The organism is Halopseudomonas maritima, assembly GCF_021545785.1.
GTDB classification, from domain to species: Bacteria; Pseudomonadota; Gammaproteobacteria; order Pseudomonadales; family Pseudomonadaceae; genus Halopseudomonas; species Halopseudomonas maritima.
In genome coordinates this window covers 761,413-785,917 of the sequence record NZ_CP079801.1, presented here as the reverse complement: position 1 = coordinate 785,917, position 24,505 = coordinate 761,413, and the positions used below count along the sequence as shown (strand labels likewise).

24 protein-coding genes are annotated in these 24,505 nt (G+C 61.3%); 13 read left to right on the top strand and 11 right to left on the bottom strand.

Annotated features, from left to right (window positions below; all coding sequences use genetic code 11):
- The first annotated feature begins 160 nt into the window (after positions 1–160).
- From HV822_RS03600 to HV822_RS03590, 3 genes are all read left to right on the top strand, one after another.
- Positions 161–1,327, top strand: a complete 1,167-nt coding sequence (locus tag HV822_RS03600; protein ID WP_238872377.1) for a porin — start codon at positions 161–163, stop codon at positions 1,325–1,327.
- A 486-nt stretch (positions 1,328–1,813) separates the two neighbouring features.
- Entirely contained in the window at positions 1,814–2,974 is a 1,161-nt protein-coding gene (gene nosP / locus HV822_RS03595) for a nitric oxide-sensing protein NosP (RefSeq protein ID WP_318035917.1), read from the top strand.
- A complete protein-coding gene (locus HV822_RS03590; RefSeq protein ID WP_238872376.1) occupies positions 2,904–5,558 on the top strand; it encodes a hybrid sensor histidine kinase/response regulator in 2,655 nt (884 codons plus the stop codon). The genes nosP and HV822_RS03590 overlap by 71 nt, the downstream gene beginning before the upstream one ends.
- Positions 5,559–5,568: 10 nt before the next feature.
- Here the strand turns inward: HV822_RS03590 and HV822_RS03585 are convergent, their stop codons facing one another.
- The 5 genes from HV822_RS03585 to HV822_RS03565 form a co-directional block, all read right to left on the bottom strand.
- On the bottom strand, positions 5,569–6,483 hold the full coding sequence (locus HV822_RS03585; RefSeq protein WP_238872375.1) for a pirin family protein: 915 nt from the start codon (positions 6,481–6,483) through the stop codon (positions 5,569–5,571).
- A 10-nt stretch (positions 6,484–6,493) separates the two neighbouring features.
- Positions 6,494–7,045, bottom strand: a complete 552-nt coding sequence (locus HV822_RS03580; RefSeq protein ID WP_238872374.1) for an NADPH-dependent FMN reductase — start codon at positions 7,043–7,045, stop codon at positions 6,494–6,496.
- Positions 7,046–7,061: 16 nt separating this feature from the next.
- On the bottom strand, positions 7,062–7,466 hold the full coding sequence (locus HV822_RS03575; protein WP_238872373.1) for an OsmC family protein: 405 nt from the start codon (positions 7,464–7,466) through the stop codon (positions 7,062–7,064).
- A 155-nt stretch (positions 7,467–7,621) separates the two neighbouring features.
- Complete coding sequence (ycaC, locus tag HV822_RS03570; RefSeq protein WP_238872371.1) at positions 7,622–8,248, bottom strand: isochorismate family cysteine hydrolase YcaC; 627 nt, start codon at positions 8,246–8,248, stop codon at positions 7,622–7,624.
- 74 nt (positions 8,249–8,322) lie between these two features.
- Positions 8,323–9,189 (bottom strand): pirin family protein, encoded by an 867-nt coding sequence (locus tag HV822_RS03565; protein WP_238872370.1) that lies wholly within the window; start codon positions 9,187–9,189, stop codon positions 8,323–8,325.
- Between the two features lie 111 nt (positions 9,190–9,300).
- On the opposite strand from HV822_RS03565, the gene HV822_RS03560 reads away from it, so the two are divergent.
- A complete protein-coding gene (locus HV822_RS03560) occupies positions 9,301–10,206 on the top strand; it encodes a LysR family transcriptional regulator (protein WP_238872368.1) in 906 nt (301 codons plus the stop codon).
- Between the two features lie 2 nt (positions 10,207–10,208).
- Here HV822_RS03560 and HV822_RS03555 read toward each other — a convergent pair whose 3' ends face one another.
- From HV822_RS03555 to HV822_RS03535, 5 genes are all read right to left on the bottom strand, one after another.
- Positions 10,209–10,871 (bottom strand): response regulator transcription factor, encoded by a 663-nt coding sequence (locus tag HV822_RS03555; RefSeq protein ID WP_083724638.1) that lies wholly within the window; start codon positions 10,869–10,871, stop codon positions 10,209–10,211.
- Between the two features lie 287 nt (positions 10,872–11,158).
- A complete protein-coding gene (locus HV822_RS03550; protein ID WP_238872366.1) occupies positions 11,159–11,950 on the bottom strand; it encodes an ABC transporter permease in 792 nt (263 codons plus the stop codon).
- Complete coding sequence (locus HV822_RS03545) at positions 11,947–12,684, bottom strand: ABC transporter ATP-binding protein (protein ID WP_238872364.1); 738 nt, start codon at positions 12,682–12,684, stop codon at positions 11,947–11,949. Before HV822_RS03545 ends, HV822_RS03550 begins: the two co-directional genes overlap by 4 nt.
- Positions 12,684–13,658: a YVTN family beta-propeller repeat protein gene (locus tag HV822_RS03540; RefSeq protein ID WP_238872362.1), complete on the bottom strand. Its 975-nt coding sequence runs from the start codon at positions 13,656–13,658 to the stop codon at positions 12,684–12,686. Before HV822_RS03540 ends, HV822_RS03545 begins: the two co-directional genes overlap by 1 nt.
- An 11-nt stretch (positions 13,659–13,669) precedes the next feature.
- Complete coding sequence (locus HV822_RS03535) at positions 13,670–14,866, bottom strand: ABC transporter substrate-binding protein (RefSeq protein ID WP_238872360.1); 1,197 nt, start codon at positions 14,864–14,866, stop codon at positions 13,670–13,672.
- Between the two features lie 152 nt (positions 14,867–15,018).
- Here HV822_RS03535 and HV822_RS03530 point away from each other — a divergent pair, with 152 nt between their 5' ends.
- The 7 genes from HV822_RS03530 (at position 15,019) to HV822_RS03500 (ending at position 22,706) form a co-directional block, all read left to right on the top strand.
- The gene (locus HV822_RS03530; RefSeq protein WP_238872358.1) at positions 15,019–15,456 is read left to right on the top strand and encodes a cupredoxin domain-containing protein; all 438 of its coding nucleotides are present in this window, start codon (positions 15,019–15,021) and stop codon (positions 15,454–15,456) included.
- A gap of 8 nt (positions 15,457–15,464) precedes the next feature.
- Entirely contained in the window at positions 15,465–16,742 is a 1,278-nt protein-coding gene (locus HV822_RS03525) for a sensor histidine kinase (RefSeq protein ID WP_238872357.1), read from the top strand.
- A complete protein-coding gene (locus HV822_RS03520) occupies positions 16,739–17,380 on the top strand; it encodes a response regulator (RefSeq protein ID WP_238872355.1) in 642 nt (213 codons plus the stop codon). Before HV822_RS03525 ends, HV822_RS03520 begins: the two co-directional genes overlap by 4 nt.
- A gap of 192 nt (positions 17,381–17,572) precedes the next feature.
- Entirely contained in the window at positions 17,573–19,093 is a 1,521-nt protein-coding gene (gene exaC / locus HV822_RS03515) for an acetaldehyde dehydrogenase ExaC (RefSeq protein WP_238872353.1), read from the top strand.
- A gap of 965 nt (positions 19,094–20,058) precedes the next feature.
- Positions 20,059–20,466, top strand: a complete 408-nt coding sequence (locus tag HV822_RS03510) for a hypothetical protein (protein ID WP_238872352.1) — start codon at positions 20,059–20,061, stop codon at positions 20,464–20,466.
- 148 nt (positions 20,467–20,614) lie between these two features.
- The gene (locus HV822_RS03505; protein WP_238871869.1) at positions 20,615–22,183 is read left to right on the top strand and encodes a transposase; all 1,569 of its coding nucleotides are present in this window, start codon (positions 20,615–20,617) and stop codon (positions 22,181–22,183) included.
- 280 nt (positions 22,184–22,463) lie between these two features.
- Positions 22,464–22,706, top strand: a complete 243-nt coding sequence (locus tag HV822_RS03500; protein ID WP_238872350.1) for a hypothetical protein — start codon at positions 22,464–22,466, stop codon at positions 22,704–22,706.
- Between the two features lie 327 nt (positions 22,707–23,033).
- Here the strand turns inward: HV822_RS03500 and HV822_RS03495 are convergent, their stop codons facing one another.
- The gene (locus HV822_RS03495; RefSeq protein WP_238872348.1) at positions 23,034–23,264 is read right to left on the bottom strand and encodes a type II toxin-antitoxin system Phd/YefM family antitoxin; all 231 of its coding nucleotides are present in this window, start codon (positions 23,262–23,264) and stop codon (positions 23,034–23,036) included.
- 193 nt (positions 23,265–23,457) lie between these two features.
- Between HV822_RS03495 and pqqA the strand changes: the two genes are divergently transcribed.
- Both pqqA and pqqB read left to right on the top strand, forming a co-directional pair.
- A complete protein-coding gene (gene pqqA / locus HV822_RS03490) occupies positions 23,458–23,529 on the top strand; it encodes a pyrroloquinoline quinone precursor peptide PqqA (protein ID WP_063607997.1) in 72 nt (23 codons plus the stop codon).
- Between the two features lie 56 nt (positions 23,530–23,585).
- On the top strand, positions 23,586–24,497 hold the full coding sequence (gene pqqB, locus HV822_RS03485; RefSeq protein WP_088277984.1) for a pyrroloquinoline quinone biosynthesis protein PqqB: 912 nt from the start codon (positions 23,586–23,588) through the stop codon (positions 24,495–24,497).
- The last annotated feature ends 8 nt before the right edge of the window (positions 24,498–24,505 follow it).

The window sequence follows — 24,505 nt, the reverse complement described above, 5'->3', positions numbered from 1 at the left end:
GGTAGGTTGTAAATACAACCTGCCGGCGGCGAGGCTTCTCATCGCTTGGTCGCAGACACCAAAGGGCAATGCAACCGCCGCTCATGGCTAATGGGGGCGGGCAGGGGGCTTTCTGATAATCGGCGTGACGCTTCAGTCACTGATTACATCGGAGAGCACCATGTACAAGAACAAGATTGCCTGCACCCTGCTGACCCCTATCGCCCTCGCGCTGCTGAGCGCCCCGGCATCCGCCGCCATCACCCTGTACGACGAAGACGGCACCACCTTCTCCGCTGACGGCTACGTCAACGCCTTCTACGTCCAGACCGACACCGACAACATCAACGACGATCTGGACCGCGATCAGGCCCGCGTCAAGATGGGCTTTTTGCCGAACTACATCGGCTTCAACATGGGCAAGGACATGGGTGACCTGACCCTTGGCGCGCGCTCGTCCTTCTGGGTCACCATCAACGACAGCGAAACCAACGGCACCGCAACCGCCATCGACGTCCGTCAGTTCTACGGCACCATCGGCGGAGACTGGGGTGAAGTGCTGGTCGGTAAGGACTTTGGCCTGTTCGCCCGCTCCAACATCCTGCTCGACGAAATGCTGGCCGGTTACGGTCAGGTAAGCGACACCCTGGGCCTGGTTGACGGCGGTGGCGTATCCTTCGGCAATATCGGCAGCGGCTACCCGTACCCGTTCCCGACCGCTCAGATTACCTACCGCTCGCCGGTCATGGGTGGCCTGCGCATCGCCGCCGGCATCATGGACCCGGTCGATGCCAACGACGACAGGGTTGCCGGCAAGAACTACCAGGACGCGCCGCGTTTTGAAACCGAAATCACCTACCAGTTTGATCTGGCTGGCGCTGAGATCTACAGCTGGCTCAACGCCGGTTATCAGACCTCCAAGAACACCGATAATGCTGTAGACGATGTGACCTCCGAGGGGGTTGGTTACGGTGTGCAGGCAAAGATGGGTGCGCTGTCGCTGGTTGCATCTGGTTTTGACGCCGAAGGCATCAACCCCTTCTTCACCAACAACGCCGGCGAAGCGATACTGCGTGAGATTGATAGCACTGGCTACCTGATGCAGGGCTCCTACACCTTTGGCGGCAAGACCCGCCTGGCGCTGTCTTACGGCAAGACCGAGGACGACGGCAACGGCCTGGGCATTGCCGCCGATTACGAAACCCGGGCCATCGGCCTGTTCCACAGCATCAACGAGCATCTGACGCTGGTGGCCGAGTACAACCAGTTCGAGATCGAAGATCGCACCAACAACCTGACCATCGAAGAGACGGATTCGGTGGCTTTGGGTGTTGCCCTGAGCTGGTAAGCGCGTCTGCCGGTATCTGCCCCCGTTTGCGCATGCAGGCGGGGGTTTTTGTTTATCGGAAGGCTTAGTTTCAACTCGGCCACAGGGCTGCGGCGGGCCACTCATGGTGGAGAACGCTGCGCGATTCTCCACCCTACGGCCGGCACCAGCCCCACACCTCACCCATGTAGGATGGAGAACGCCGAAGGCTTCTCCGTCAGCCTCCAAACGAGCACCTCACCCATGTAGGATGGAGAACGCCGCAGGCTTCTCCGTCGGCCTCCAAACGAGCACCTCACCCATGTAGGATGGAGAACGCCGCAGGCTTCTCCGTCGGCCTCCAAACGAACACCTCACCCATGTAGGGTGGAGAATCGCGCAGCGTTCTCCACCGCACACCAGCCCCGCCCCGCGTTGTCCCCAAGACCTACCAATCCAGTACTGAAGTAGCATGTTGGCGGACCTTGCCTGCTCTCTAGAATTGTTGGCATGAACCCGATTCCCGGTATGCCCGACCCCAGCACCCAGCCGCTCGACGACTGCTTTCGCACCGCCATGACCGAGGCCACCGACCCGGACGCTGCGGCGCAGGATCTGGCGCGTCAGTTACTGCACCCGCATCTGGGCTGCGTGCTGTTTTTCTGCTCGGCGGAATACCCGCTCGACAAGCTGGCGACCGCGCTGGAACAGCACTTTGGCGGCGTGATGCTGCTGGGCTGTACTACCGCAGGGGAAATCAGCGCAGAGGGTTACGGTCGCGGCTGCATCAGCGCGGTCGGGCTGGACTTGCGTACCTTTGCGGTCGACTGCACGCTGATCCGCGCGCTCGACAGCTTCAGTCTGGTCGAGGCGCAGCAGGCGGTGGAGCGCATGCTAGGCCACTGTCGGCAGGTCAATCTGGCACCGGTCAAGGATCACACCTTTGCCCTGACCTTGCTGGACGGCCTGTCCAGCCGCGAAGAGCTGGTGCTCAACACCCTCAGTGCCGCGCTCGGCAGCATTCCGCATTTCGGCGGCTCAGCCGGGGATGACAACCACCTGAGCCACACCCACGTCTACTATCAGGGCCGCTTTCTTACCGGTGCGGCGGTGGTGGTGATGGTCAACACCTGGCTGGACTTTGAGGTGTTCACCACCCACCACCTCAAACCCACCGAGCGCAAGCTGGTGGTGACTGACGCCGATAGCAGCACCCGCACCGTGCTGGAGCTGAACGCTGAACCCGCCGCCGAGGAATACGCCCGGCTGGTTGGCGTGCCGGTGGATGAACTGAGCGGCAAGCACTTCGCCCTCGATGCGCTGGCGGTGCGTATTCGCGACCAGTTCTATGTGCGTTCCATCCAGCGGGTCAACCCGGATCGCAGCCTGACCTTCTACTGCGCGGTGGATACCGGCATCGTGCTCACGGCAATGACACCCGGTGAGCTGATGCCAAATCTGCGACTGCGCCTCCAGCAACTGCGCCAGCGACTGGGCGAACCGGTGCTGATCCTCGGTTGCGATTGCTTTCTGCGCCGTATGGAGTCCGAATTGCGTGGTGAAGATGGGCGCATGTCCGCGTTTCTCGCCGCCAACCGGGTGATCGGCTTCAACACCTATGGCGAGCAGTTCAACGGCATGCACATCAACCAGACCTTCACCGGGGTGGCCTTTGCGTTCCCGCGTTGAGTTGCCGCTGCACGACCCGGACCTGCTGGCCGAGCTGATTGCCCTGCGGGCGGAAAACAGCAAACTCAAACGCATCAACGCGGCGCTGATCGAGCGGGTCGAATCCAGCTCCAGCCAGCGCACCGAAAGCTACGCCGCGTTTCAACACTCGGTGGAACTGGCCGAGCAGGTGCGCGAACGCACCCAGGCGCTGAACGACACCATGGCCGAGTTGCAAGCCAGCAACCGCCTGCTGAGCGATGCCCGCGCCCGGGCCGAGAAGGCACATCATTACCTGATTGATGCGATTGAGAGCGTGCCCGACGCCTTTGTGTTGTTCGACGAGCACAAGCGGATCGTGCTCTACAATCGCCGCTTCGCCGCCTTCTGGCAGGGCACCGGCGTGCGCATCACCGAAGGCACGTCGCTCGGCGAGGTCAAGCGCATGGCGCTGCGCGCCGGGCTGGTCGTCGATACCGATGCCGCTGCCGACGGCCACCAGTTGCACCAGCTGCGCGATCAGCGCTGGATGCAGGTCAGTGAACGGCCGACCCGCGAAGGCGGGCTGGTGATCATGTACACCGACATCACCGACCTCAAGCAGTCCGAAAAGGCGCGGCGGGAGAAGGCGCTGGAGTTGAAAACCCGCCTGCTGCAGCGCACCGTCGACAGCCTGTCGCAGGGCGTGGCGGTGGTAAATGACGAAGGCGCGCTGGAAGTCTGGAATGGCCGCTTTCTGGAGCTGGCCGGGCTGGCACCGATTGAAGCCCACCGCCCGTTCGACGAGGTGATGGAAGACAGCGAGCTGGAGCTGTTCACGCCCTACAGTCGCAACGAACAGGGCGCGCCGGTGCTGACCTGTGAGCAGCATCTGGGTAACGGCCGGGTGCTGGAGGTGCGCACCCACCCCATGCCCACCGGCGGCTTCGTCAATACCTTTACCGACATCACCGAGCGCGACCTCTATGCCCGCGCGCTGGAAGACAGCGAGCGCTGGGTGCGGCTGATTACCGACCATGTGCCCGCGCTGATCGCCTACGTCGGTGCCGACCTGACTTACCAGTTCACCAACAAGGTGTATGAAGACTGGTACGGTTGGGCGCGCGGTGAAATCCTCGGTCACAGCCTGCACCGCGTGCACAGCGCCGAGCAGTACGCCCGCCTGGAGCCGTACATCGCCCGCGCCTTCAACGGCGAAAGCGTCAGCTTCGAGTTTGCCGAACCCAATCTGGACGGCCAGCAGCGCTACCTGCTGCGCTCTTACGTGCCGAATCGGGGCAGTGAGGGCGAAGTGGTCGGTATCTTTGTGATGATCCGCGACATCACCGAGCGGCGGCGTACCTCAGAGGCATTGCATCAGGCCTACCAACATCTGGAGCAGCGTGTGCGTGAGCGCACCCAAGAGCTGACCGAAGTAAACAGCCAGATGCGTCAGGAGATCCGCGAACGCGCCGAGGCCGAAGCCCGCCTGCGCGAAGCCAAGCGCGAGGCCGAGCAGGCCAACCTGTCGAAGACCAAGTTTCTCGCTGCCGTCAGCCACGATCTGCTGCAGCCGCTCAACGCCGCGCGGTTGTTCACCGGCGCGCTGCTGGAGCAGCCAGTGCCGGAGGGCGGTGCCTCCCTGGTGCGGCAGGTCAGCCACTCGCTGGAAGACGTCGAAAACCTGCTTGGCACGCTGGTTGATATCTCCAAGCTGGACGCCGGGGTCATCAAACCCGACATCAACGCCTTCTGCCTCGACAGCCTGCTCGACAACCTGGCAAACGAATACCGCCAGCTCGCCGCCAGCGAAGGGCTGCAGCTAAGCTTTGTGCCCTGCGGCGCGGTGGTGCGCAGCGACGCCCAGCTGCTGCTGCGTATCCTGCGCAACTTCCTGACCAACGCCATCCGCTACACGCCCTCCGGGCGCATCCTGTTCGGCTGTCGTCGCCATGCCCACGGTCTGCGCATTGAGGTGTGGGATACCGGCATGGGTATCCCGGAAGACAAGCTGCAGGAGATCTTTCAGGAGTTCAAACGGGTCAACCCCAGCGCCAACACCCGCGACCGCGGGCTGGGTCTGGGGCTTGCCATCGTCGACAAGATTGCCCGTATGCTCGGCCACCGCATCCGGGTGCGCTCGGTTGAAGGTCGCGGCTCGGTGTTCAGCGTGGACGTTCCCTTCGGTTGCCTGCAACCGACCGTGGTACAGGACGAGCCCGTCACCGCCCGCATCGGCGAGCGGCTACCCGGCTCCACCGTCTGGGTGCTGGATAACGACGCCGCTATTTGCGCTGGCATGCGCACGCTGCTGGAAGGCTGGGGCTGCAACGTCATCACCGCGTTGTCGGAGGAAGATCTCGCCGCCCAGGTCGACAACTTCCACGCTCAGGCCGACTTGCTGATCGCCGACTACCACCTCGACAACGACGTCAACGGCGTCGACGTTGTCCAACGCATCAACGCTCGCCGCAGCTCACCGCTGCCCGTGCTGCTGATCACCGCCAACTACAGCAACGCGTTGAAGTTGCAGGTGCGCGAGCTGGGGCATGTGATGCTGCACAAGCCGGTGAAGCCGATGAAGCTGAAAACGGCGATGAGTCATTTGTTGGCGCTGGGCGCCTGAGTCACAGGGCTCACTCGGGCAACGGAATAAACTCCTCTGTATCCCCCGGCACCTGCGCGAACCGGCCGGCTGCCCAGTCTGCCTTGGCCTGCTCAATGCGTTCTGGTCGGCTGGAAATGAAGTTCCACTCCATATGCCGCTCACTCAAGCGCTCGCCGCCGACTAGCGCGATGATGCTGTCGCTATGTGCCTGGATCGGATGCGGACGAGCAGCTGACAGCACGGCCATGCTGTGCGCCGGAACCCGGGTGTCACCGACGGCGACCTCGCCTGACAAAACGTACACCGCCAGCTCCTCGGCATCGGGCAGCGTCAACTGCTGGCCGGCTTGCAGACGCGCTTCGGCGTACAGGGTGGTGGCAAAGGTCTTGACCGGTGAACTGACGCCAAAGGCCTGTCCCATGAGTACCCGCACGGGCACACCGTCCACCTGGGTTGCCGGAATCTCGCTGCCGGGGTAGTGATAAAACGCCGGTGCTGTCTCTTCGTCTTTCTCCGGTAGTGCCAGCCAGAGCTGCAGGCCATGCAGGCGGTGCTCGAGCGCAGTGACCTCGGGGCGCTCGCGCTCTGAATGGACGATGCCCGTGCCCGCCACCATCAAGTTGATGTCGCCGGGTTGGATGGGCTGCAGGGTGCCGAGCGAATCCCGGTGCAGTATTTCGCCCTCGAACAGGTAGCTGACGGTGGCCAGGTTGATATGCGGATGAGGGCGCACGTTGATACCGGTGCCGGCGGCAAAGACGGCCGGCCCCATGTGATCGAAGAATACCCAGGGACCAACGGCGCGCCGCTGGCTGGACGGCAATACCCGGCGAACCGAAAAACCGCCCAGGTCACGTAGTTTGGGGGTGATCAGCAGCTCGACCGCGCTGCAGCCTTGGGCGTAGCTGCAGTCATATTCCAGCTGGGTGTCTTGGTTGCTCATGGCGGTCTCCTTAGCGTGTTTGCTGCACAATATAGTCACTGAAACCAGTCAGCAGCTCAGCTAGCGTGCGCTCCAGCGTCTCGTCTTTGGGCGCGCCGTCGCTGAATACCGAGGCGGCATGTGACAGCAGCACCTTGTGTCCGTGGTACTCGCGGGTACCCAGCATGCGCAGGGTCGGTAGCCAGGCGCTTTGCGCCGACAGCGTGCCCCAGCCACCGGGGGTTGCGCCGATCACGCAAACCGGGCGGTCGCTGAAGATGGCAGTGCGGTCAGCCCGGCTCAGCCAGTCGATGCCGTTTTTCATCACACCGGGAATGCCGTTGTTGTATTCAGGGGTAACCAGCAGCAGGCCGTCGCAGGCGAGAATCTGCTGTTTGAGTTGTTCTACTGCGGCAGGAATGCCGCTGTGTTCTTCCAGGTCCGCGTCGTAGAGGGGGATGCCGTGCAGGGTGGCAACGTCGACGGTGGTTCCCGGCGGCGCCAGCGTGCTGGCCAGACGTGCCAGCTGGGTGTTGTAGGAACCGGCTCGCAGGCTGCCGGACAGCGCCAGTATGCGGGGCATGGGGTGCTTCTCCTGATTAGTGATGGGCGAGGCTGCTGGTAATGGCAGCGCCCTGACCCAGCGCTCGCGTAACCGGCGTCTTGGCGGCAATTTCAAGCAGCTTTTGCGACTGAGCCTCAGTGAGTGCTGTGCTGGTGCGCAGGGTACGGTGCACCTGCGGTTGACCGTCGTCGGTGAAGGTCAGCGCCAGGTCTGCACTCACATTCCCCAGGTCCCAGCCCTTGCGCTTGGCATACATTTGCAGGGTGATGACTGTGCACGAGGAAAGCGCCGCGAGGTACAGATCAAAGGGGGCAGGGCCGGCATCCTGACCGCCCAGACTGGCGGGTTCGTCAGCCAGCAGGCTGTGGCGCCCCATGCTAATGCGCTGCGCGTAATCCGGGCCGATCGACACGGCCTGGTTGGTGCGAGTTTTACTCATGGTTGGTCTCCAGAAGCGTCGTCGCGTTGCCACGCGACAGCCGGCCGCGCTGGACTGTGCTGCGGGCCGGCTCGGTGTTTCCATGCTCCCGCTCAGGTGTCGGAGCACGGGCTGGTGCGCCGTGCTCCTGTTGTTGCTGGCGGGCGCCAGGTGCGTTACTTGTCGTCGGTCAACTTGCTGTAGCTGGTCATGAGGTTGCGGTAGTCGGGGATATGGTTGGAGAACAGCGCGCCCAGACCCTCGATGTCGTTGCGCCAGTCGCGGTGCAGCTCGCCAGCCAGACCAAACCAGGTCATCAGCTGGGCGCCTGCCTGGGACATGCGATCCCAGGCGGAGTGGCGGGTCAGTTCGTTGAAGGTGCCGGAGGCATCGGTAACGACGAACACCTCAAACCCTTCTTCGATGGCGGACAGGGTCGGGAAGGCGACGCAGACCTCAGTGACAACCCCGGCGATGATCAACTGCTTTTTGCCGGTGGCTTTGACGGCTTTGACGAAATCTTCGTTATCCCAGGCGTTGATCTGACCCGGGCGCGCAATGTAGGGCGCATCGGGGAATTTCTCTTTCAGCTCGGGTACCAGCGGGCCGTTGGGGCCGGTTTCAAAGCTGGTGGTGAGGATGGTCGGCAGGTTGAAATACTCGGCGATGTCGGCGACGGCCAGGACATTGTTTTTAAACCGGTCCGGGTCGATGTCGCGTACCAGTGACAGGAGGCCGGTCTGGTGGTCTACCAGCAGCACGGCAGCGTTGTTTTTGTCGAGACGCACGTAGGGTTTGGTCATTGCTTTCTCCTATGGAGTTATGAGGGTGCCAGGCACCCGTTGGCGGTAGCCGAAATGCTCGGCTACCAGACAGCTCAGGTGGCCATTTGGCCAAACCTGCCGCTGTTGAAATCCTGAATGGCCTGCACGATTTCCTGCTGGCTATTCATGACAAAGGGGCCGTAGCCGACCACGGGCTCATCCAACGGCTCACCGGCCAGCAGCAACACGCGAGCGTCACTGTTGGCGACGATCGAAAAGTCGCTGCCCTCGCGCGCCAGGGTCGCCATCTGGCTGGGCGCCACGGTGGTGTTGCCGTTGACGCTTATCTGGCCGCTCAGCACGACCAGCGCCGTGGTCCACCCCTCTGGCTGTTGCCAAGCGGTATAGCTGTCGGCGTTCAGGCTCAGGTCCCAGACGTGCATGGCGCTGTGTGTCTGTGCGGGGCCTTTCGCCGCATCCAGCTCGCCAGCAATGACGCGTACCTGCCCGGCATTGTTGGCCAGCGGCACACTCGGAATGTCTGCCGAGAGGATTGCCTGATACCCCGGCGCGGTCATCTTGGCTCGCGCCGGCAGGTTGACCCACAGCTGCACCATTTCCAGCGTGCCGCCGGTGCTGCTGAACTCAGGTGAGTGGAACTCTTCGTGCAGGATGCCCGCGCCAGCGGTCATCCATTGCACGTCGCCCGGACCAATCACGCCGCCCTGGCCAGTGGAATCCTGGTGGGCTACCTCGCCCTGATAAACGATGGTGACCGTTTCAAAACCGCGGTGCGGGTGCTGACCCACCCCTCGTGCTTCGGTGGTAGGCGAAAACTCGCTCGGGCCGGCGTAATCAAGCAGTAGGAACGGGCTCAGCTTGGCGCCGTGCGTGTTGTAGGAGAAGAGTGAGCGCACCGGGAAACCATTTCCTACCCAGTGGCCGTGCGGGGCGCTGAACACACCAGTAATACGTTTCATCGGGAGGCTCCAAGTCAGTCGTTGTTTCGTTGTTATTAACGATAAGACGGGTTGCCGGTGTTCAGTAGTGTGCTTATATGGTTTGCAGAGTCCTATTTATGGAACGAACTTATGCATGATTTGAACGATATGTACTTTTTTGTTCAGGTAGTAGAGCACAAGGGCTTTGCCCCGGCGGGGCGTGCGCTAGGTATTCCCAAGTCTCGTTTGAGTCGGCGGATCGCCGGGCTGGAATCGTATCTGGGGGTCAGGTTATTGCACCGCTCAACGCGCCAGTTTTCGCTCACCGAGATTGGGCGAGTGTATTTTGAACACTGCAAGGCCATGCTGGTTGAGGCCCAGGCGGCGCAGGAAGCTGTTGATTCCAGTCGGGCCGAACCCTGCGGGGTGATTCGCATGACCTGCCCGGTGGCGTTGTTGCACGTGCATGTTGGCAGGATGGTCGCGGAATTTATGGCGGCGCACCCCAAGGTAGAGGTGTGCCTTGAGGCAACCAACCGCCGGGTGGATGTGGTGGCAGAGGGCGTCGACCTGGCGATTCGGGTACGGCCACTGCCCTTGCAGGACAGTGACCTGGCGCTACGTACGTTCAGCAGCCGTGGGCAATGTCTGGTCGTCAGCCCTGGTCTGGTGTCGGCACTGGGTTACCCTGCTGTGCCATCCGAGCTTGAAGGCATGCCCAGCATGATGTTGGGCACCAGCGGCCAGGTGGCTGAATGGGAGTTGTACGGGCCGGACGGCGCCAAGGCGGTGATACTCCACGAGCCCCGTTATATCACCACGGATATGCTCGCCCTGCGGGAGGCAGCGTTGCGTGGTGTGGGTGTAGTGCAATTGCCGTTGCTGGTTGTGCGCGAAGACCTTGCGTCGGGCCGGCTAGTGCGTGCGCTACCCCAGTGGGCACCCAAGGATGAGATGATTCACGCGGTCTTTCCGTCGCGCCGGGGGTTGTTGCCTTCGGTACGCGGCATGCTGGACTTTCTTGCCCTGTCGTTTGCGCACATCGTCGAGGACTGACCTTAGCGCCGCAAATAGGCACTGAAATCCACATCACTCGCCGACAAGATCGCCTGCACCCGATTATGCACATTCAGCTTGCGCAGAATCGCGGATACGTGGGCTTTGACCGTGGTTTCGGCGATATCCAGGTGGTAGGCGATCTGTTTGTTGGACTCGCCCTTGGCCATGCGCTCGAGCACCAGCAGTTGCTTGCGGGTGAGGGCGTAGAGCAGCTCGGGGGAGATGGGGTATTCCTCGGGGTTGCGGCGGGTGATGGTGTGGTTGGCGCGGATGATGTCGGAGGGCAGATAGACGTTTCCGTCGAGGATCTGCTCGATCGCTTCGGTCATCTGCGCGCGCGGTGAGGATTTGGTGATAAAGCCGACCGCGCCGTAGGTGATGGCCTGCAGCACCACTTGCTTGTCTTCCTCGGCGGAGACAATGACCACGGGGATCGATGGCGATTCGTTGCGCAGCGTGATCAGGCCATTGAGGCCGTGCATGCCGGGCATGTTCAGATCCAGCAGAATCAGATCCAGGTCGTCCTGTTCCCGGGCTATGGCCAGAGCACTATCCAGGTCGCAGGTTTCCAGCAGCTCGCTGCCGGGAAATCCGCTACTGATGACATTGCAGATGGCCTCACGAAACAACGGATGATCATCAGCTATCAGTATCTTGTACATGGCTTGGGCAACCTGTTTTTTTTGTAGTCGGTTATGCCGGGCAATGCTGGCCCGGTGGTATTAGGTGGTATTACACCCCCGGAGGGGCGTCTTGCAAATGATACATTGGCATAACGAACCGGTACTAAAGTAGTAGGCCCGGCCCGGGAGGGGCGGGCAGCTGCAAGCCTCAAGCGGCAAGCCACAAGCCACAAGCCACAAGCCACAAGCGAAAAGCGAAAAGCGAAAAGCGAAAAGCGAAAAGCGAAAAGCGAGCAGCAAGAAGCGAGAAGCGCGATGTGGGTGGTTCAGCCTCTGAGCGCTGCGCGCTGCGGGTTGAAGGTCAGCACGGCGGCCAGGCTGAACACCAGCCACAGGCCCAGACACACCAGCAGCGCGGTCAGGTTGAACTGCTGATACAGCGCGAAGCGCACCAGCTCCACCGCGTGGGTGAACGGGTTGAGCGCGCACAGCCAGTACAGCCATTCACTCGATTCGCGCATCTTCCACAGCGGATACAGCGCCGACGACAGGAAAAACAGCGGGAAGATGACGAAGTTCATCACCCCGGCGAAGTTCTCCAGCTGACGAATGCCGTTGGACAGCAGCAAACCCAGCGAACTCAGCAGCAGCGCCGCCAGCAGCAGGGCTGGCGCGGCGGCCAGCAGCCCCCAGAGCGGCGGGCGAATGTCAAAGCACCAGGCAATGGCGAGAAAGGCGTAGACCTGAATCAGCGACACCAGCGCGGTGGCCAGCAGCTTGCACAGCAGCAGAAACGGCCGTGGCAGCGGGCTCATGAGCAGCACGCGCATGCTGCCCATCTCGCGGTCGTAGACCATCGACAGCGAGCCCTGCATGCCGTTGAACAGCAAAATCATGCAGCACAGCCCGGGCAGGATGTAGGTCTCGTAGGTGATGTAGGTGCTGTACGGCGGGATGATCGACACCCCCAGCGCGGCGCGAAAGCCGGCGGCAAACACCAGCAGCCACAGTAGCGGGCGCACCAGCGCGCTGAGGAAGCGCGAGCGCTGCTGAAAGAAGCGCAGCCATTCGCGCTGCATCACGCCCTGCAGGCAATACAGATACTGGGCGAAGCTCATAGGGTGGGCTCCTCGGCGCTGCGGCTGAGCCGGTCGAAGGCGTCGCTGAGGCTTTCTTGCTCGGCGCTGTTGGTTAGTTGCTGGGCTAGCCCCTGGGCGACCACGCGGCCGCGGTTGAGCATCACCACCGGGTCGCTGGGCAGAATCTCGTCGAGCAGATGGGTGGTCCAGATCACGGTCAGTTGCTGTTCTGCGCATAGCGTGCGCACGTGCTGATTGAGCGCCCGGCGGCTGGCTTGATCGAGCCCCACGCTGGCCTCATCGAGTAGCAGGATGCGCGGTTGATGGAGCAGGGCGCGGGCAATTTCGACCCGGCGGCGGTGGCCGCCATTGAGGGCGCGCACTCGCTCGTGCTGGCGCTCGCCGAGCTGCTGGCGGGCCAGTTCGGCGTCGATGCGCTGCGCCGCCTCACGGCGTGACAGCCCGTGCAGGGCGGCGTGGTAGGCCAGGTTCTGGCGCACGCTCAGGTCCAGATCCAGTGTGCTCTGCTGAAACACCACGCCAAGCCGGCGCAGCGCGGCGCGCGGGTGCTGGCGGATCGACAAACCGCCCAGCAGGATGTCGCCCTGCTGCAGGGCATAGAGCCGACTGAGCAGCGCCACCAGCGTCGATTTGCCCGCACCGTTAGGCCCGAGCAGGGCGTTCAGGCAGCCCGGATGACAGCTGAAATCCACCTGATCCAGTGCGCTGCGCTCGCCATAGGCGAAGCTGACCCCCTGCGCGCGGATGCTCATCAGGGCGTAATCACCACGCCCCAGGGGAAGCGGCCGACCTTGATCGACTTCACTACCTCCAGGTCGTGGACGTTGACCACGGATACGTCGCCGCTGATGCCGTTGGTGGTCAGCAGCAGGCTTTCGTCGGCGTTGAACGCCATGTGCCAGACGCGGCGGCCAACCAGCAGGTAGTCCAGCACCTCGAAGGTGTTGGCGTCGACCACAGCGACGTGGTTGGCGGGGCCAAGGGCGACGAAGGCGTATTTGCCGTCGCGGGTCAGGCGTACGCCCACCGGCTGGATGCGGTCCGGGTGGATGCCCTTGATCTCGAAGGTCAGCACCTTTTTCACGTCACGCGAATCCACATCCAGCACGGTAACGGTGCCGCCGATCTCGGCCGAGGCCCAGATGGTCTTGCTGTCGTGGCTGAACTCGACGTGGCGCGGGCGCTGGTCAACCAGGGTGTTGTCGACCAGCTCATTGGTGGCGGTGTCGATCCAGTGCAGCATGTTGGTGGTTTCGCTGGTGTTGACCGCCCACTTGCCGTCGGGGCTGACCGCCATGCCTTCGGGCTCCACGCCCACGTCGATCTGCGCCAGTACCTCGGCGGTCGGTACGTCCACCACGGTTACCAGCGCGTCGTCTTCGTTGGAGATGTACAGGGTGCGGTCGTTCGGGTGCAGGGCGAATTGCTCCGGGTCGGCGCCGGACGGCAGCTCCTGCACTATGCGACGGGTCGCCAGATCCATGATCTGCACGGTGTCGGAGTCGCTGGCGCAGATGAACAGCTTGCTGTTGTCGCTGGACAGCAAAATGCCGCGCGGGCGCATGCCAACCTCCAGCGTATCGGTGACCTCCAGCGTGTTCATGTCGATCACCGAGATGGTGTTGTCCTTCTCGTTCGAGACGTAGGCAGTCTCGGCCAGAGCGGTGGTGCTCGCGGTGGTGATCAACGCGGCCAGCAGGGCGTGGCGAAAGGGCAGAATAGTCATGGGCAGCTCCATCAGCTCTTGTTCAGGTGGTCGGCGATGCGGCACTGGCTCTCGGGTTCGTCGTAGCCGAGGGTGTCCAGGTCGGTGCCGGGGTGCAGGAAGCCGTCCTGCGGTGAGGTCGTAACCAGTGCGCGTGGCTGCACCAGTGCAATCGGCTGGCGCAGTTGGCCGCTCCAGGTGCGGTAGCTCAGCTTGCGGCCCTTGAAGCCGTCCATCGGCAGCCGGTCGCTGACGCTGAGCGCGCCAATGGCGTCGGCGTCGGTGCTGTTGAGCGTGGTGACCGCCGCGCCAATCGAGCGCACGGCCAGCCAGGCGGCGAAGTCCAGACTGTTCATCCAGCGCCCGGCGTGCTGCTCAAAGCGTTTCTGAAGTTGAGCGGCACCGTAGGTTTCGATGGTCTTGTGCCAGCCGACCGGGGTTAGCCCCTGGGTGCCGGCCACCGGGCGCGGATACCAGGTGTTGTAGGGGATGTATTCACCAAAGTCGCCGCGCTCGTCGGCCACCAGTACCACGTCGTACTCGTCGGTCTGGGTGAACAGTGGCACCTCGGCCTGCGCGGCGCGGCGCAGGTCGGTATCAAAGCTCCATTCCTTCTCCGCGACGATGCGCATGCCGTAGCGCTGGGCGGCGCGCTTGAGCGCGGCGGCATAGGCCTGGTCTTCCTCGGTCGGGCCGCTGATCAGCAGCCAGCGCTTGAGTTTGCGGCTGAGCAGAAACTGGCCCAGCGCATCAGCCAGCATGGCGCGGCTGGGCAGGGTGTGCAGCACATTGGGCAGGCACTGGCTGGTGCGCAGCTCATCGTTGTAGCTGCCGGCGTTGAACAGCAGGCTGTCGCCAAACTCGGCCGACAGGGTGCTCAGCGCGCTGGCCGGCAGGTTGCCGATAAACAGCCGTACGCCGTCGGCATGCAGGGCGCGGGCGGCGTCGAGCGTGGCGCTCAGGTCGGGCTCGCTGGCGGTCAGCAGTTGATAGTCGTGCTTGAGGAAGCGGCCGGTGGTGTTGTTGTCGACGATGGCGAGTTCCGCCCCGCGCAGGCCGGAATCGGTCGGCTCGGGGATCACGTTCGACAGCACCGGGCCGGGGTCAGGTGCCCAGGCCACGTAGCCGATGCGCACCTCCAGCGGCTCGGCATGGCTGCGTTCGGCCACCAGCGTAGCTGCGCACAGGGCGAGCATAAAGAATGCAGTTTGGGTGAGCAGCGGGCGCATCGGGGCCTCCTTTTTGTTGTGGCCCCAGCATAGAAACCGCCCCGCGGCGGGGAAATATGAAGAAAGTACCAATCGCCCGGTACCAAGGTAGTATTTCGGCTCGCGGCAGGGGCTTTAGCATGGCTACAGCACAATAAAAAAGGACCGCCGCCATGTCGCGCACTCGCACCCTGCTGCACGTCAGCCTCATGATGATCTGCCTGGTCGGCACTGACCGCCTGCTCGCCGCCGGCGACCTGACCCGTCGTACCACACCCCTGCCTGACCTGGTGCTGGGCAACGACGAAAGCGACTTTGCCATGAGCCAGAGCGAATACGAGCTGGAAACCGGCAAGGCCTATCAGCTGATGATCGTCTCCTCCGGCATGAAGGAATACGCCTTCCAGGCGCCCGACTTCTTCAAAACCGTGCACCTGCGTAAGGTCGAGGCCGGTGATGTGGAAATCAAACCCGCCGTGCTGCACGAGCTGGAGTTTGAAGAGGCCGGTGAGGCCGAGGTCTTCTTTACCCCGCTGATCCCGGGTCGCTATGCCTTCTATCTCAAGGGCTATGAGAGCAAGGGCATGCAGGGCACCTTCGTCGTTCGCTGAGCGCTCCGATGAAAACCCTGCCGCTGGCGGCGCGCCTCTATACGGGTGTGTTGCTGGCCTTCGCCGCCGTGTTGCTCAGCCTGCTGCTGGTGTTGCTGCAGCAGGCCGAGAAGGATCTGGTGCGCGAGCTGCACGCCAGCCGCGCCTTAGCCTTGCAACTGTTTGACGGCCTGTCGCGCAGCGCTACCTCACCCGACCCGCAGCAGTTCGACGGCCTGCGCCATCTGCGCATCAGCCGTGTGGGCGAGGCGCTGCCTGCTGCCACCGCTGAAGACGTGCCGCGCTGGCTGGTCAACTGGCTGCAACCGGCGGTGGATGCACGCTTCCCGCCACTGACCTTGTCGTTCAACGACGGCTCCCAGTGGCATATCACCCCCGACCCGCACGATGAGCTGGGCGAGATCTGGGAGTCTGTCCAGCTCCTGCTACTGGTGTTTGCCGCTGCGCTGGCGGTTTCGCTGTTGGCGATTCACTGGGCGCTGGGCCGCGGTCAGCGCGCCTATCAGCAACTGCTCGGCGGCTTGCATGAGGTTGCCGCCGGGCGCTTCAGCACGCGACTGGCCGCCAGTCAGCAACCGGAACTCAACCAGTTGGCCGAACGCTTCAACAGCATGGCCGGCGCGCTGCAACAGGCCGAGCAGCGCAATCAGAACCTGACCGAGCGGCTGCTCAGCGTGCAGGAAGATGAGCGCATGCAACTGGCCCACGCGCTGCACGACGATCTGGGCCAGTACCTCACCGGCATTCGCGCCCAGACCTTTATGCTGCAGCACAGCCGCAGCGCCTCACCCGAGCAGATCGAACAGCTCAGCGCACAGTTGATCGGCAGTTGCGATGGCCTGCAGCAGGGCTTTCGCGCCCTGGTCCGTGATCTGCATCCGGTGGTGCTGCAACGCCTTGGGCTTGAACAGGCACTGGCCCAGCTGACCGAACAATGGCAGGTGCAGCACGGCATTGACTGCCGCCTGTTGCTGACCACTGAGCTGCCGGAGCTGCCGCCCGACGCTCGCGCCCACCTATATCGACTGCTGCAGGAAGCGCTCAACAACGTCGCCCGCCACGCCAAGGCTACGTTGGTGCAGATCTGGTTGGGCTGCCTGGGAGATCAGTTGGTGGTGCGTATTGAAGACGACGGCTGCGGCCTGGCGCAGAACAGCAATTGGGGCATCGGTATGCACTCGATGCACGAACGGGCTCGTTGTCTGGGCGCTGCGTTGCAGTTGCGCGGCGCAGAGCAGGGCGGGTTGATACTGGAACTGAGCATTCCCTGGAGGCAGGCAGCATGAACATCTTGCTGGTAGACGATCACGCGGTAGTGCGCCAGGGCTACACCAGCCTGCTGGCGATGATGCTCGGCCAGGCCGAGGTACGCGGCGTGGAGAGTGGCGAAGAGGCCATCGCCGCCGCCCAGCAGCGGGTGCCCGATCTGGTGGTGATGGATATCGGCCTGCCCGGCATCAGCGGTATCGAAACCGCGCGCCGGCTGATTCAGCGCTGGCCGCTGCTGCGCGTGCTGTTCTTCAGCATGCACGATGAACTGCCGCTGGTGCGTCAGGCGCTGGCCACCGGCGCGCTCGGCTACATCACCAAAAACGCCTCGCCCGAGGTGCTGCTCGAAGCGGTCGGCCGCTGCCTCAAGGGCCATCGCTACATCGAGCAGGAGCTGGCCACCCAACTGGCCTGCGCCGGGAGCGATGAACGCCTCGACCCGCGCCTGCGTGACGTCACCCAGCGTGAGTTTGAAATCTTCGTGATGCTCGCCCGCGGCGTGCCGCCCCGGCAGATCGCCGAGAACCTGTGCATCAGCAGCAAGACCGTCTCCAACAACCTCACCGTGCTCAAGCAAAAGCTCAACGTCAGCTCCCTGACCGAGCTGGTGCACCTGGCGATTGATACCGGCGTGCTGCGGGTGCAGAGCGCCTGACTGCTGGTCGGCGCGGCGGGCTGCAGCCCCCGGGTTGTCTAGCCTGATAAGGCGCCATGGGTCGGGCAATCTACTACTAAATAACGACATCAACCCTGCCAACGGCGCATACCAGACACCCCGGAGCCGTTACTAAGATCGAACCATGACTTGACCCGTGCGGGGTCAGGCTTCGCTCAGAGGAAAACAACAATGATCTATGCACAACCTGGAGCCGAAGGCTCAGTCGTTTCCTTCAAGTCTCGCTATGGCAACTACATCAATGGCGAGTTTGTTGCACCGGTCAAAGGCCAGTACTTCACCAACCTGACGCCCGTCACCGGCAACGCAGTCTGCGAAATCCCGCGCTCCACCGCAGAAGATATCGACAAGGCGCTGGACGCTGCCCACGCTGCCAAGGATGCCTGGGGCAAAACCTCCGTGCAGGCGCGCAGCAACATCCTGCTGAAAATCGCCGACCGCATCGAACAGAACCTCGAACTGCTGGCCGTCACCGAAACCTGGGACAACGGCAAAGCCGTGCGTGAAACCCTGAACGCCGACATCCCGCTGGCCGCCGACCACTTCCGCTACTTCGCTGGCTGCCTGCGCTCGCAGGAAGGCACCGCTGCCGAGCTGGACGAGCACACCGCCGCCTACCACTTCCACGAGCCGCTGGGCGTCGTTGGTCAGATCATTCCGTGGAACTTCCCGCTGCTGATGGCCGCCTGGAAACTGGCCCCGGCGCTGGCTGCCGGTAACTGCATCGTGCTCAAGCCTGCCGAGCAAACCCCGCTGAGCATTCTGGTGCTGATGGAAGTCATTGGCGACCTGCTGCCGCCGGGTGTGCTGAACGTGGTTAACGGCTACGGCCGCGAAGCCGGTGAAGCACTGGCCACCAGCACCCGCATCGCCAAGCTGGCGTTCACCGGTTCTACCCCGGTTGGCCGTCACATCCTCAAGTGCGCTGCGGAAAACATCATCCCGTCTACCGTCGAGCTGGGCGGCAAGTCGCCGAACATCTACTTCTCCGACATCATGCAGGCGGAAGAGTCCTTCGTCAGCAAGGCCGTTGAAGGCATGGTGCTGGCGTTCTTCAACCAGGGCGAAGTGTGTACCTGTCCGTCCCGTGCGCTGATCCAGGAAGACATGTACGACGACTTCATCGGCATGGTTCTGGAGCGTACCCGCAGCATCAAGCGCGGCAACCCGCTGGATACCGACACCCAGGTCGGCGCACAGGCTTCCGAACAGCAGTTCGACAAGATCCTGTCCTACATGGAAATCGCCCGCGAAGAGGGTGCCGAGTTCCTGATCGGTGGCGGCGCAGAGCGTCTGAACGCCGAGTTCGGCAACGGCTACTACATCCAGCCGACCCTGCTCAAAGGCCACAACAAGATGCGCATCTTCCAGGAAGAAATCTTCGGCCCGGTGGTCAGCGTCACCACCTTCAAGACCGAAGCCGAAGCCCTGGCCATCGCCAACGACACCGAGTTCGGCCTGGGCGCCGGCCTCTGGACCCGCGACATCAACCGTGCCTACCGCATGGGGCGTGGCATCCAGGCGGGCCGCGTCTGGACCAACTGCTACCACATGTACCCGGCCCACGCCGCGTTCGGTGGTTACAAGAAGTCCGGTGTCGGTCGCGAGACCCACAAGATGATGCTCGACCACTACCAGCAGACCAAAAACCTGCTGATCAGCTACGACGTCAATCCGCTGGGCTTCTTCTAAGCCCAACCCAGGCAAACCCCGCGCAGGTTGCTCCACCTGCCGGGGCGCTAGGGGCTGGTGGTGAGTTGTCGGCCCTGAGTACTACCCCTGAGGGAACATGCCCCTCGTTCTGCAAGTCTGTTCGTGAAACTTTGGCGTGACTTCGGTCACGCCTTTTTTTTGTTTGGGATTTGGTGGGGGCGTTCTCTATAGCTCCGCTGCTGACCCAATCTCCGGTAGGGGCACGGCATGCCGTGCCCGTGGTGACATCTGCACCAACGTGACTGGCTAGATTGGACGACCTGTGCGTTGCTCACCTCTGCCTTTCGCCTTCGCGGCGAGCAGGGGGAAATGCATGGCCATTTCCCCCTGCACCCCCTAGGCCACCCCGACTACGCGGCCCTTCGGGTTCGCTGCGTTGCTCGATTTATCGGGGAGTCGTAAAACTCGTCGCTGCGCTCCTCAGACAACCTACGACTCTTTATCCCGATAAATCTGCGCTACTCGCCCGCGTAAACGGGGACCCGGGGTCCGTGCAAGCAATACGGCTTGCGCGTTGACATAAAATCAGCTTGCCGTGTGTTCTCCTTTCGCTAAAGTAGGAAGCTCTTCACAAATTTCGCTGCGGCGCGAATACGTCAAAAGCACCAAGTAGGGTGGCAACTGCATGATTTTATTGGGAAATTATCTATATCTACTTTCGGTGTTATACCGGGTGCACTAATTATGTATTAGTGCTGCGTGCTATCTAATCACTGTTATTTGCGCGATAGCGAGCGAGACCCCATATCAGCATAGTGCAAACCGCACAAAATACTGTATATCCAAACAGCATATTGGCTGCGACTGATATGAGCACAAAGTCTAGGAAATGAAATTGACAGACCTCCGCCTAACATCAAACCTTAAGACCAAGTGGTTGCCGGGAAGCACCGAGTGCTGTACCGGACAACCACTTGGCCTTAAGGCAGAGAAGAGGCCATCAATTGCTCATCTCCCTCGCTCGCTATTCGGCAAGCTGCTGGCGTATCCATTTGCTGTGGCAAATGTCAGTGCAACGCCATCAGCAAATAACAAGTCGCCAAGTCACACACTCGCGCAAGCGCGACTGGTGCTTGGCTTCACACGTTAAATTTCAAGAGCTACTTATGAATGACCGAAAGAAATTCTGGATCTTCTTTATCATTTCGTCATTCGCGGCGTGTGCTGTGGGGTTTGCACTGTACGATTGGTTGGTAGCTATTTTATTGGTGTTTGTTGTTTTGGTTCTTTTCATCAATATTGCGTTTAATAAGAAAAATCCTGCTCTAGCGGGCGCGTATGGTGGCTTAGTAAGTGGGTTAGGTGTTTCATTACTGTTTATATTTTTTGGGCCTGTACAGTTCTATGCGTAAAAATTTAACAAGCCGCTCAAACATCGTTCCGGCCATAAAAAGCATGGCCTCCACTGGACTCGCTAAAGCTCGCCGTTTAGCCGGGCGTTGAGGCTGTAGAAAAACCCCTGATTTGGTAGTCTGGCGTCAGATCAACAAGGAGTGTTGCATGCCGCGCTTCAAGCCCTACGACTACAGCCAGCACAGCATGGTGGTGATCAACTACCAGGAGCAGCTTCAGCCCGGCACGTTCGAGTACGCCGTTCATTATCTGATTGAACACAAGCTGGACCTTTCGGTCTTCCATCCCCGTTACAGCAACGATGCCACAGGCCGGTTAGCCTATGACCCGGCCATCTTGCTCAAGATTATTCTGTTCGCCTATTCCAAGGGCATTACCTCTAGCCGCCAGATCCAGTGGTGCTGCGAGACCAACATTCTATTCAAGGCGCTGTCCTGCGATACGGTTCCGCATTTCACCACCCTGGCCAGCTTTGTCAGCGAGAACGCCACGGCGATCGAAGCGGTATTCGAGCAGGTGTTGCTGGTGTGTCATCAGCAGGGTTTGTTGGGTAACGAGCTGTTTGCTATCGACGGTTGCAAGATGTCCTCCAATGCTGCCAAGGAGTGGTCGGGTACCTTCAAGGAGCTCAAGGCCAAGCGCGGCAAACTGCGCAAGCTGATCCGTCACCATCTGAACGAACACCGCCAGCATGATGCGGCGGAGACAGAGGTGGAGATGGAGCGAGCCATCCGCCACGGCAAGATGATCCTCTCGCTGGATCAAGCGATGGAAAAGGTAGATCGGTTTTTAAAGACCCAGAGTCCAAGGATGGGCCAGGGTAAGCGCCGCAAGGAAGTGAAGAGCAATATCACCGATAACGACAGCGCCAAGATGACTACCAGCAAGGGCACGCTGCAAGGCTACAACGGCGTCGCCATGGTGGATCGCAAGCACCAGATCATCATTGAGGCCCAAGCCTTCGGCGAAGGGCAGGAGCACCATACCCTCAAACCCATGTTGGAAACCTTGGAGCAGCGCTATGCCCGACTGAAGATTGCCGATGCTATCTATCAGCACGGCGTGGTAGTCACCGCCGATACCGGCTTTGCCAACGAAGCCAACATGCAATACCTGCATACCAGACAGATCAACGGCTATATACCGGACAACCGCTTTCGTAGTCGTGACCCGCGCTTTGCCCTGCAAAAAGACAAGTACGGCAAGCGCCACCAGAAGCCCGCAGGCGTGACGCGCAGTCCGACATTCCCGGCCAGTGCCTTTGATTTTGATCCTATACACATGACCTGCCGCTGCCCGGTTGGCCAACAACTCAGCCACCGTGGCGTGCGGACAAACGACGCTGGTGTACCGGTAGCCTATTTTGAAGGACGCTTGCTGCAATGCCGAACCTGCCCCAAGCGCAACGCCTGTATGCACAACCCGCAGTCTGCAGAGCACCGCAAGGGCGCGGGGAGGCAGGTTTCGTTTCGATTGGAGGCGAACCGGCCACCGAGCTATACCGACTGGATGAAGCACCGAGTGGACAGCCCCGAGGGCAAAGCGATTTACAGCCACAGGATGTCGGTGGTGGAGCCGGTGTTTGGGAACATCGGCACCAACAAGCGGTTGAGCCGCTTCAGCTTGCGCGGCCGCAGAAAGGTTCAAGGTCAATGGCAGTTGTATTGCCTAGTCCACAATCTGGAGAAGCTGGCGAATTACGGGCAATGCGGCTGACGACGCTTCAGAGGTGGCTGTAGAAAGCCTTGCAAGGCTTGTTTGGCGGATACCAGATCACGCCAGCGTGTTTGAATACAGTACGGCCCAGACGAGTTTGGGTTGAAAGATAAACAAGGAGATGGCTGGAGTGAGCCCGGAATGGGTTTTTCTACAGCCTCGTTGCAGGGGGCGGTTAACTTTGCGCACTTTATTGCGCGGTCGCTGCGCTCCCATTTTCACGCAATTAAGCGCACAAAGTCAGCTGCCCCTGAATGCGGCGTTTTAAGTTGGTGAGGCCGTGAGTTATTTTTTAAGTATTTTGGGCGGCTTGATAGTCGTCTATACGTTGCTTGCATATATTACTGGCCTTCCGCAACTGACAGACTTTCTTCCGGTTGGCTTCGGTTCTGACCAGCCGAGTGGGCAGTTTTATAAGGTCGTTCCGAGTGAAAAGCCTGATTATGGTCCAAGGTATATGCTCGGTCTTGGCATCATTCTTTTGGTGGCGGGGTTTGGCATTAAATATTTACTATCGCGCTAGATGGCGCTTATAAAAAACCGGTGCAGTGCGAGCGCCTTACACTACGTTTTTTGCGTGTGCTCGCTGCGCTCGAAATTAACACGTAAAAAGCTCCGTTGCAGGCGCCGCCTGATCGGGGCGTTGAGGCTGTAGAAAAAAACCTGATTTGGTGGTCATGCGTGCTTCTCCAGGTTACGGACAGGTAGGGGTACCCGTTTCATAATCCGGTTCGAGGCCGTATGACCACCACCCCTGACAGTGGTCAACTGTCAGGTGAATACCGTATTAGCACACCTCAAGTATCGCCTTCAACGCGCGTGATCTCATTCATCTGCTTTTCAGACGGGCCTAACCCTGGCTTTGCTGATGAGTCTCAAGCGATGTCGCAATCTGCTGCATCAGGTCCATGCTTTGCAGCACATGCAACGTCTCTTGCTGCTGCGACCACTCGGCGGCGCTGACGACCACAAAGTCGTCACCGTCGGGGTTGCTTACCTTGAGTGGGAGGTGCTTGGCTAACGCTTGCTGTGCATGCTTGTCGAGGTTGTCTTCAAACGTGCGGAGGCTAACTGTTTTCATTGGGTTTACCTGTGCGGTGCTTTGGAACCAAGATAGCCGTGATGCAGCGCAAAGCAACCACCCCCACACCAACCAAATCACGACCAAATCTACTCCCAAAGTATCATTCGTACCCCCCCGATCCTGGTGTTTAACTGGGTCCGTCGGTTCCTGCCGACGCTGTAAACCCACGCAATAACAAGAGGATCGACCCATGTGGACTAAACCCAGCTACACCGACCTGCGCATTGGCTTTGAAGTCACCATGTACTTTGCCAACCGCTGAGTACCGGGCGCCCCGGTTTCCGGGGCGTTTAGGCACGCTGGCCGAGGACAGATCCCATGCATGTACAGATACTTGGTTCGGCTGCTGGCGGTGGTTTTCCGCAGTGGAACTGTAACTGCCGCAACTGCGACGGCCTGCGCCGTGGCACGCTCAACGCGAAAGCGCGTACCCAATCTTCCATTGCCTTGTCGGATGACGGGGTGAACTGGATTCTCTGCAACGCTTCCCCCGACATTCGCACCCAGCTGGAGCAGACGCCTGTGCTGCAACCGGCGCGGGCGGTGCGTGATACGGCGATCCGGGCGATTGTGTTGATGGACAGCCAGATCGATCACGTGACTGGGCTGCTGACCCTGCGTGAGGGTTGCCCGCACGAGGTCTGGTGTACCGATATGGTCCACGAGGACCTGCAGACCGGCTTCCCGCTGTTCCCGATGTTGAGCCATTGGAACGGTGGTTTGCAGCGCCGTCGGATCGGGCTGGGCGAGCCGTTCCGTATTCCGGCCTGCCCGGCGCTGGAGTTTTTGCCGATTCCACTGCGCAGCGCGGCGCCGCCGTATTCGCCGCACCGCAATGACCCGCACCCCGGCGACAACATCGGCCTGCTGGTGCGCGACACCAATACCGGCGGGGTGCTGTTTTACGCACCGGGTTTGGGCCAGCCGGATGACGGGCTGCTGGCGACCATGCGTGATGCCGATTGCCTGCTGGTGGACGGCACCCTTTGGCGCGATGACGAGATGGCCTTTGCTGGCGTGGGCGACAAGCTCGGCAGCGAGATGGGCCACCTGCAGCAGAGTGGGCCGGGCGGGATGATCGAGCTGCTGGATGCGCAGCCGGCCAGCCGCAAGGTGCTCATTCATATCAACAACACCAATCCGATCCTGGACGAGGACTCTGCCGAGCGCGCCGAACTGGTGGCGCATGGCATCGAGGTCGCCCATGACGGTATGCAGATCGTTCTGTAAGGAGGCCG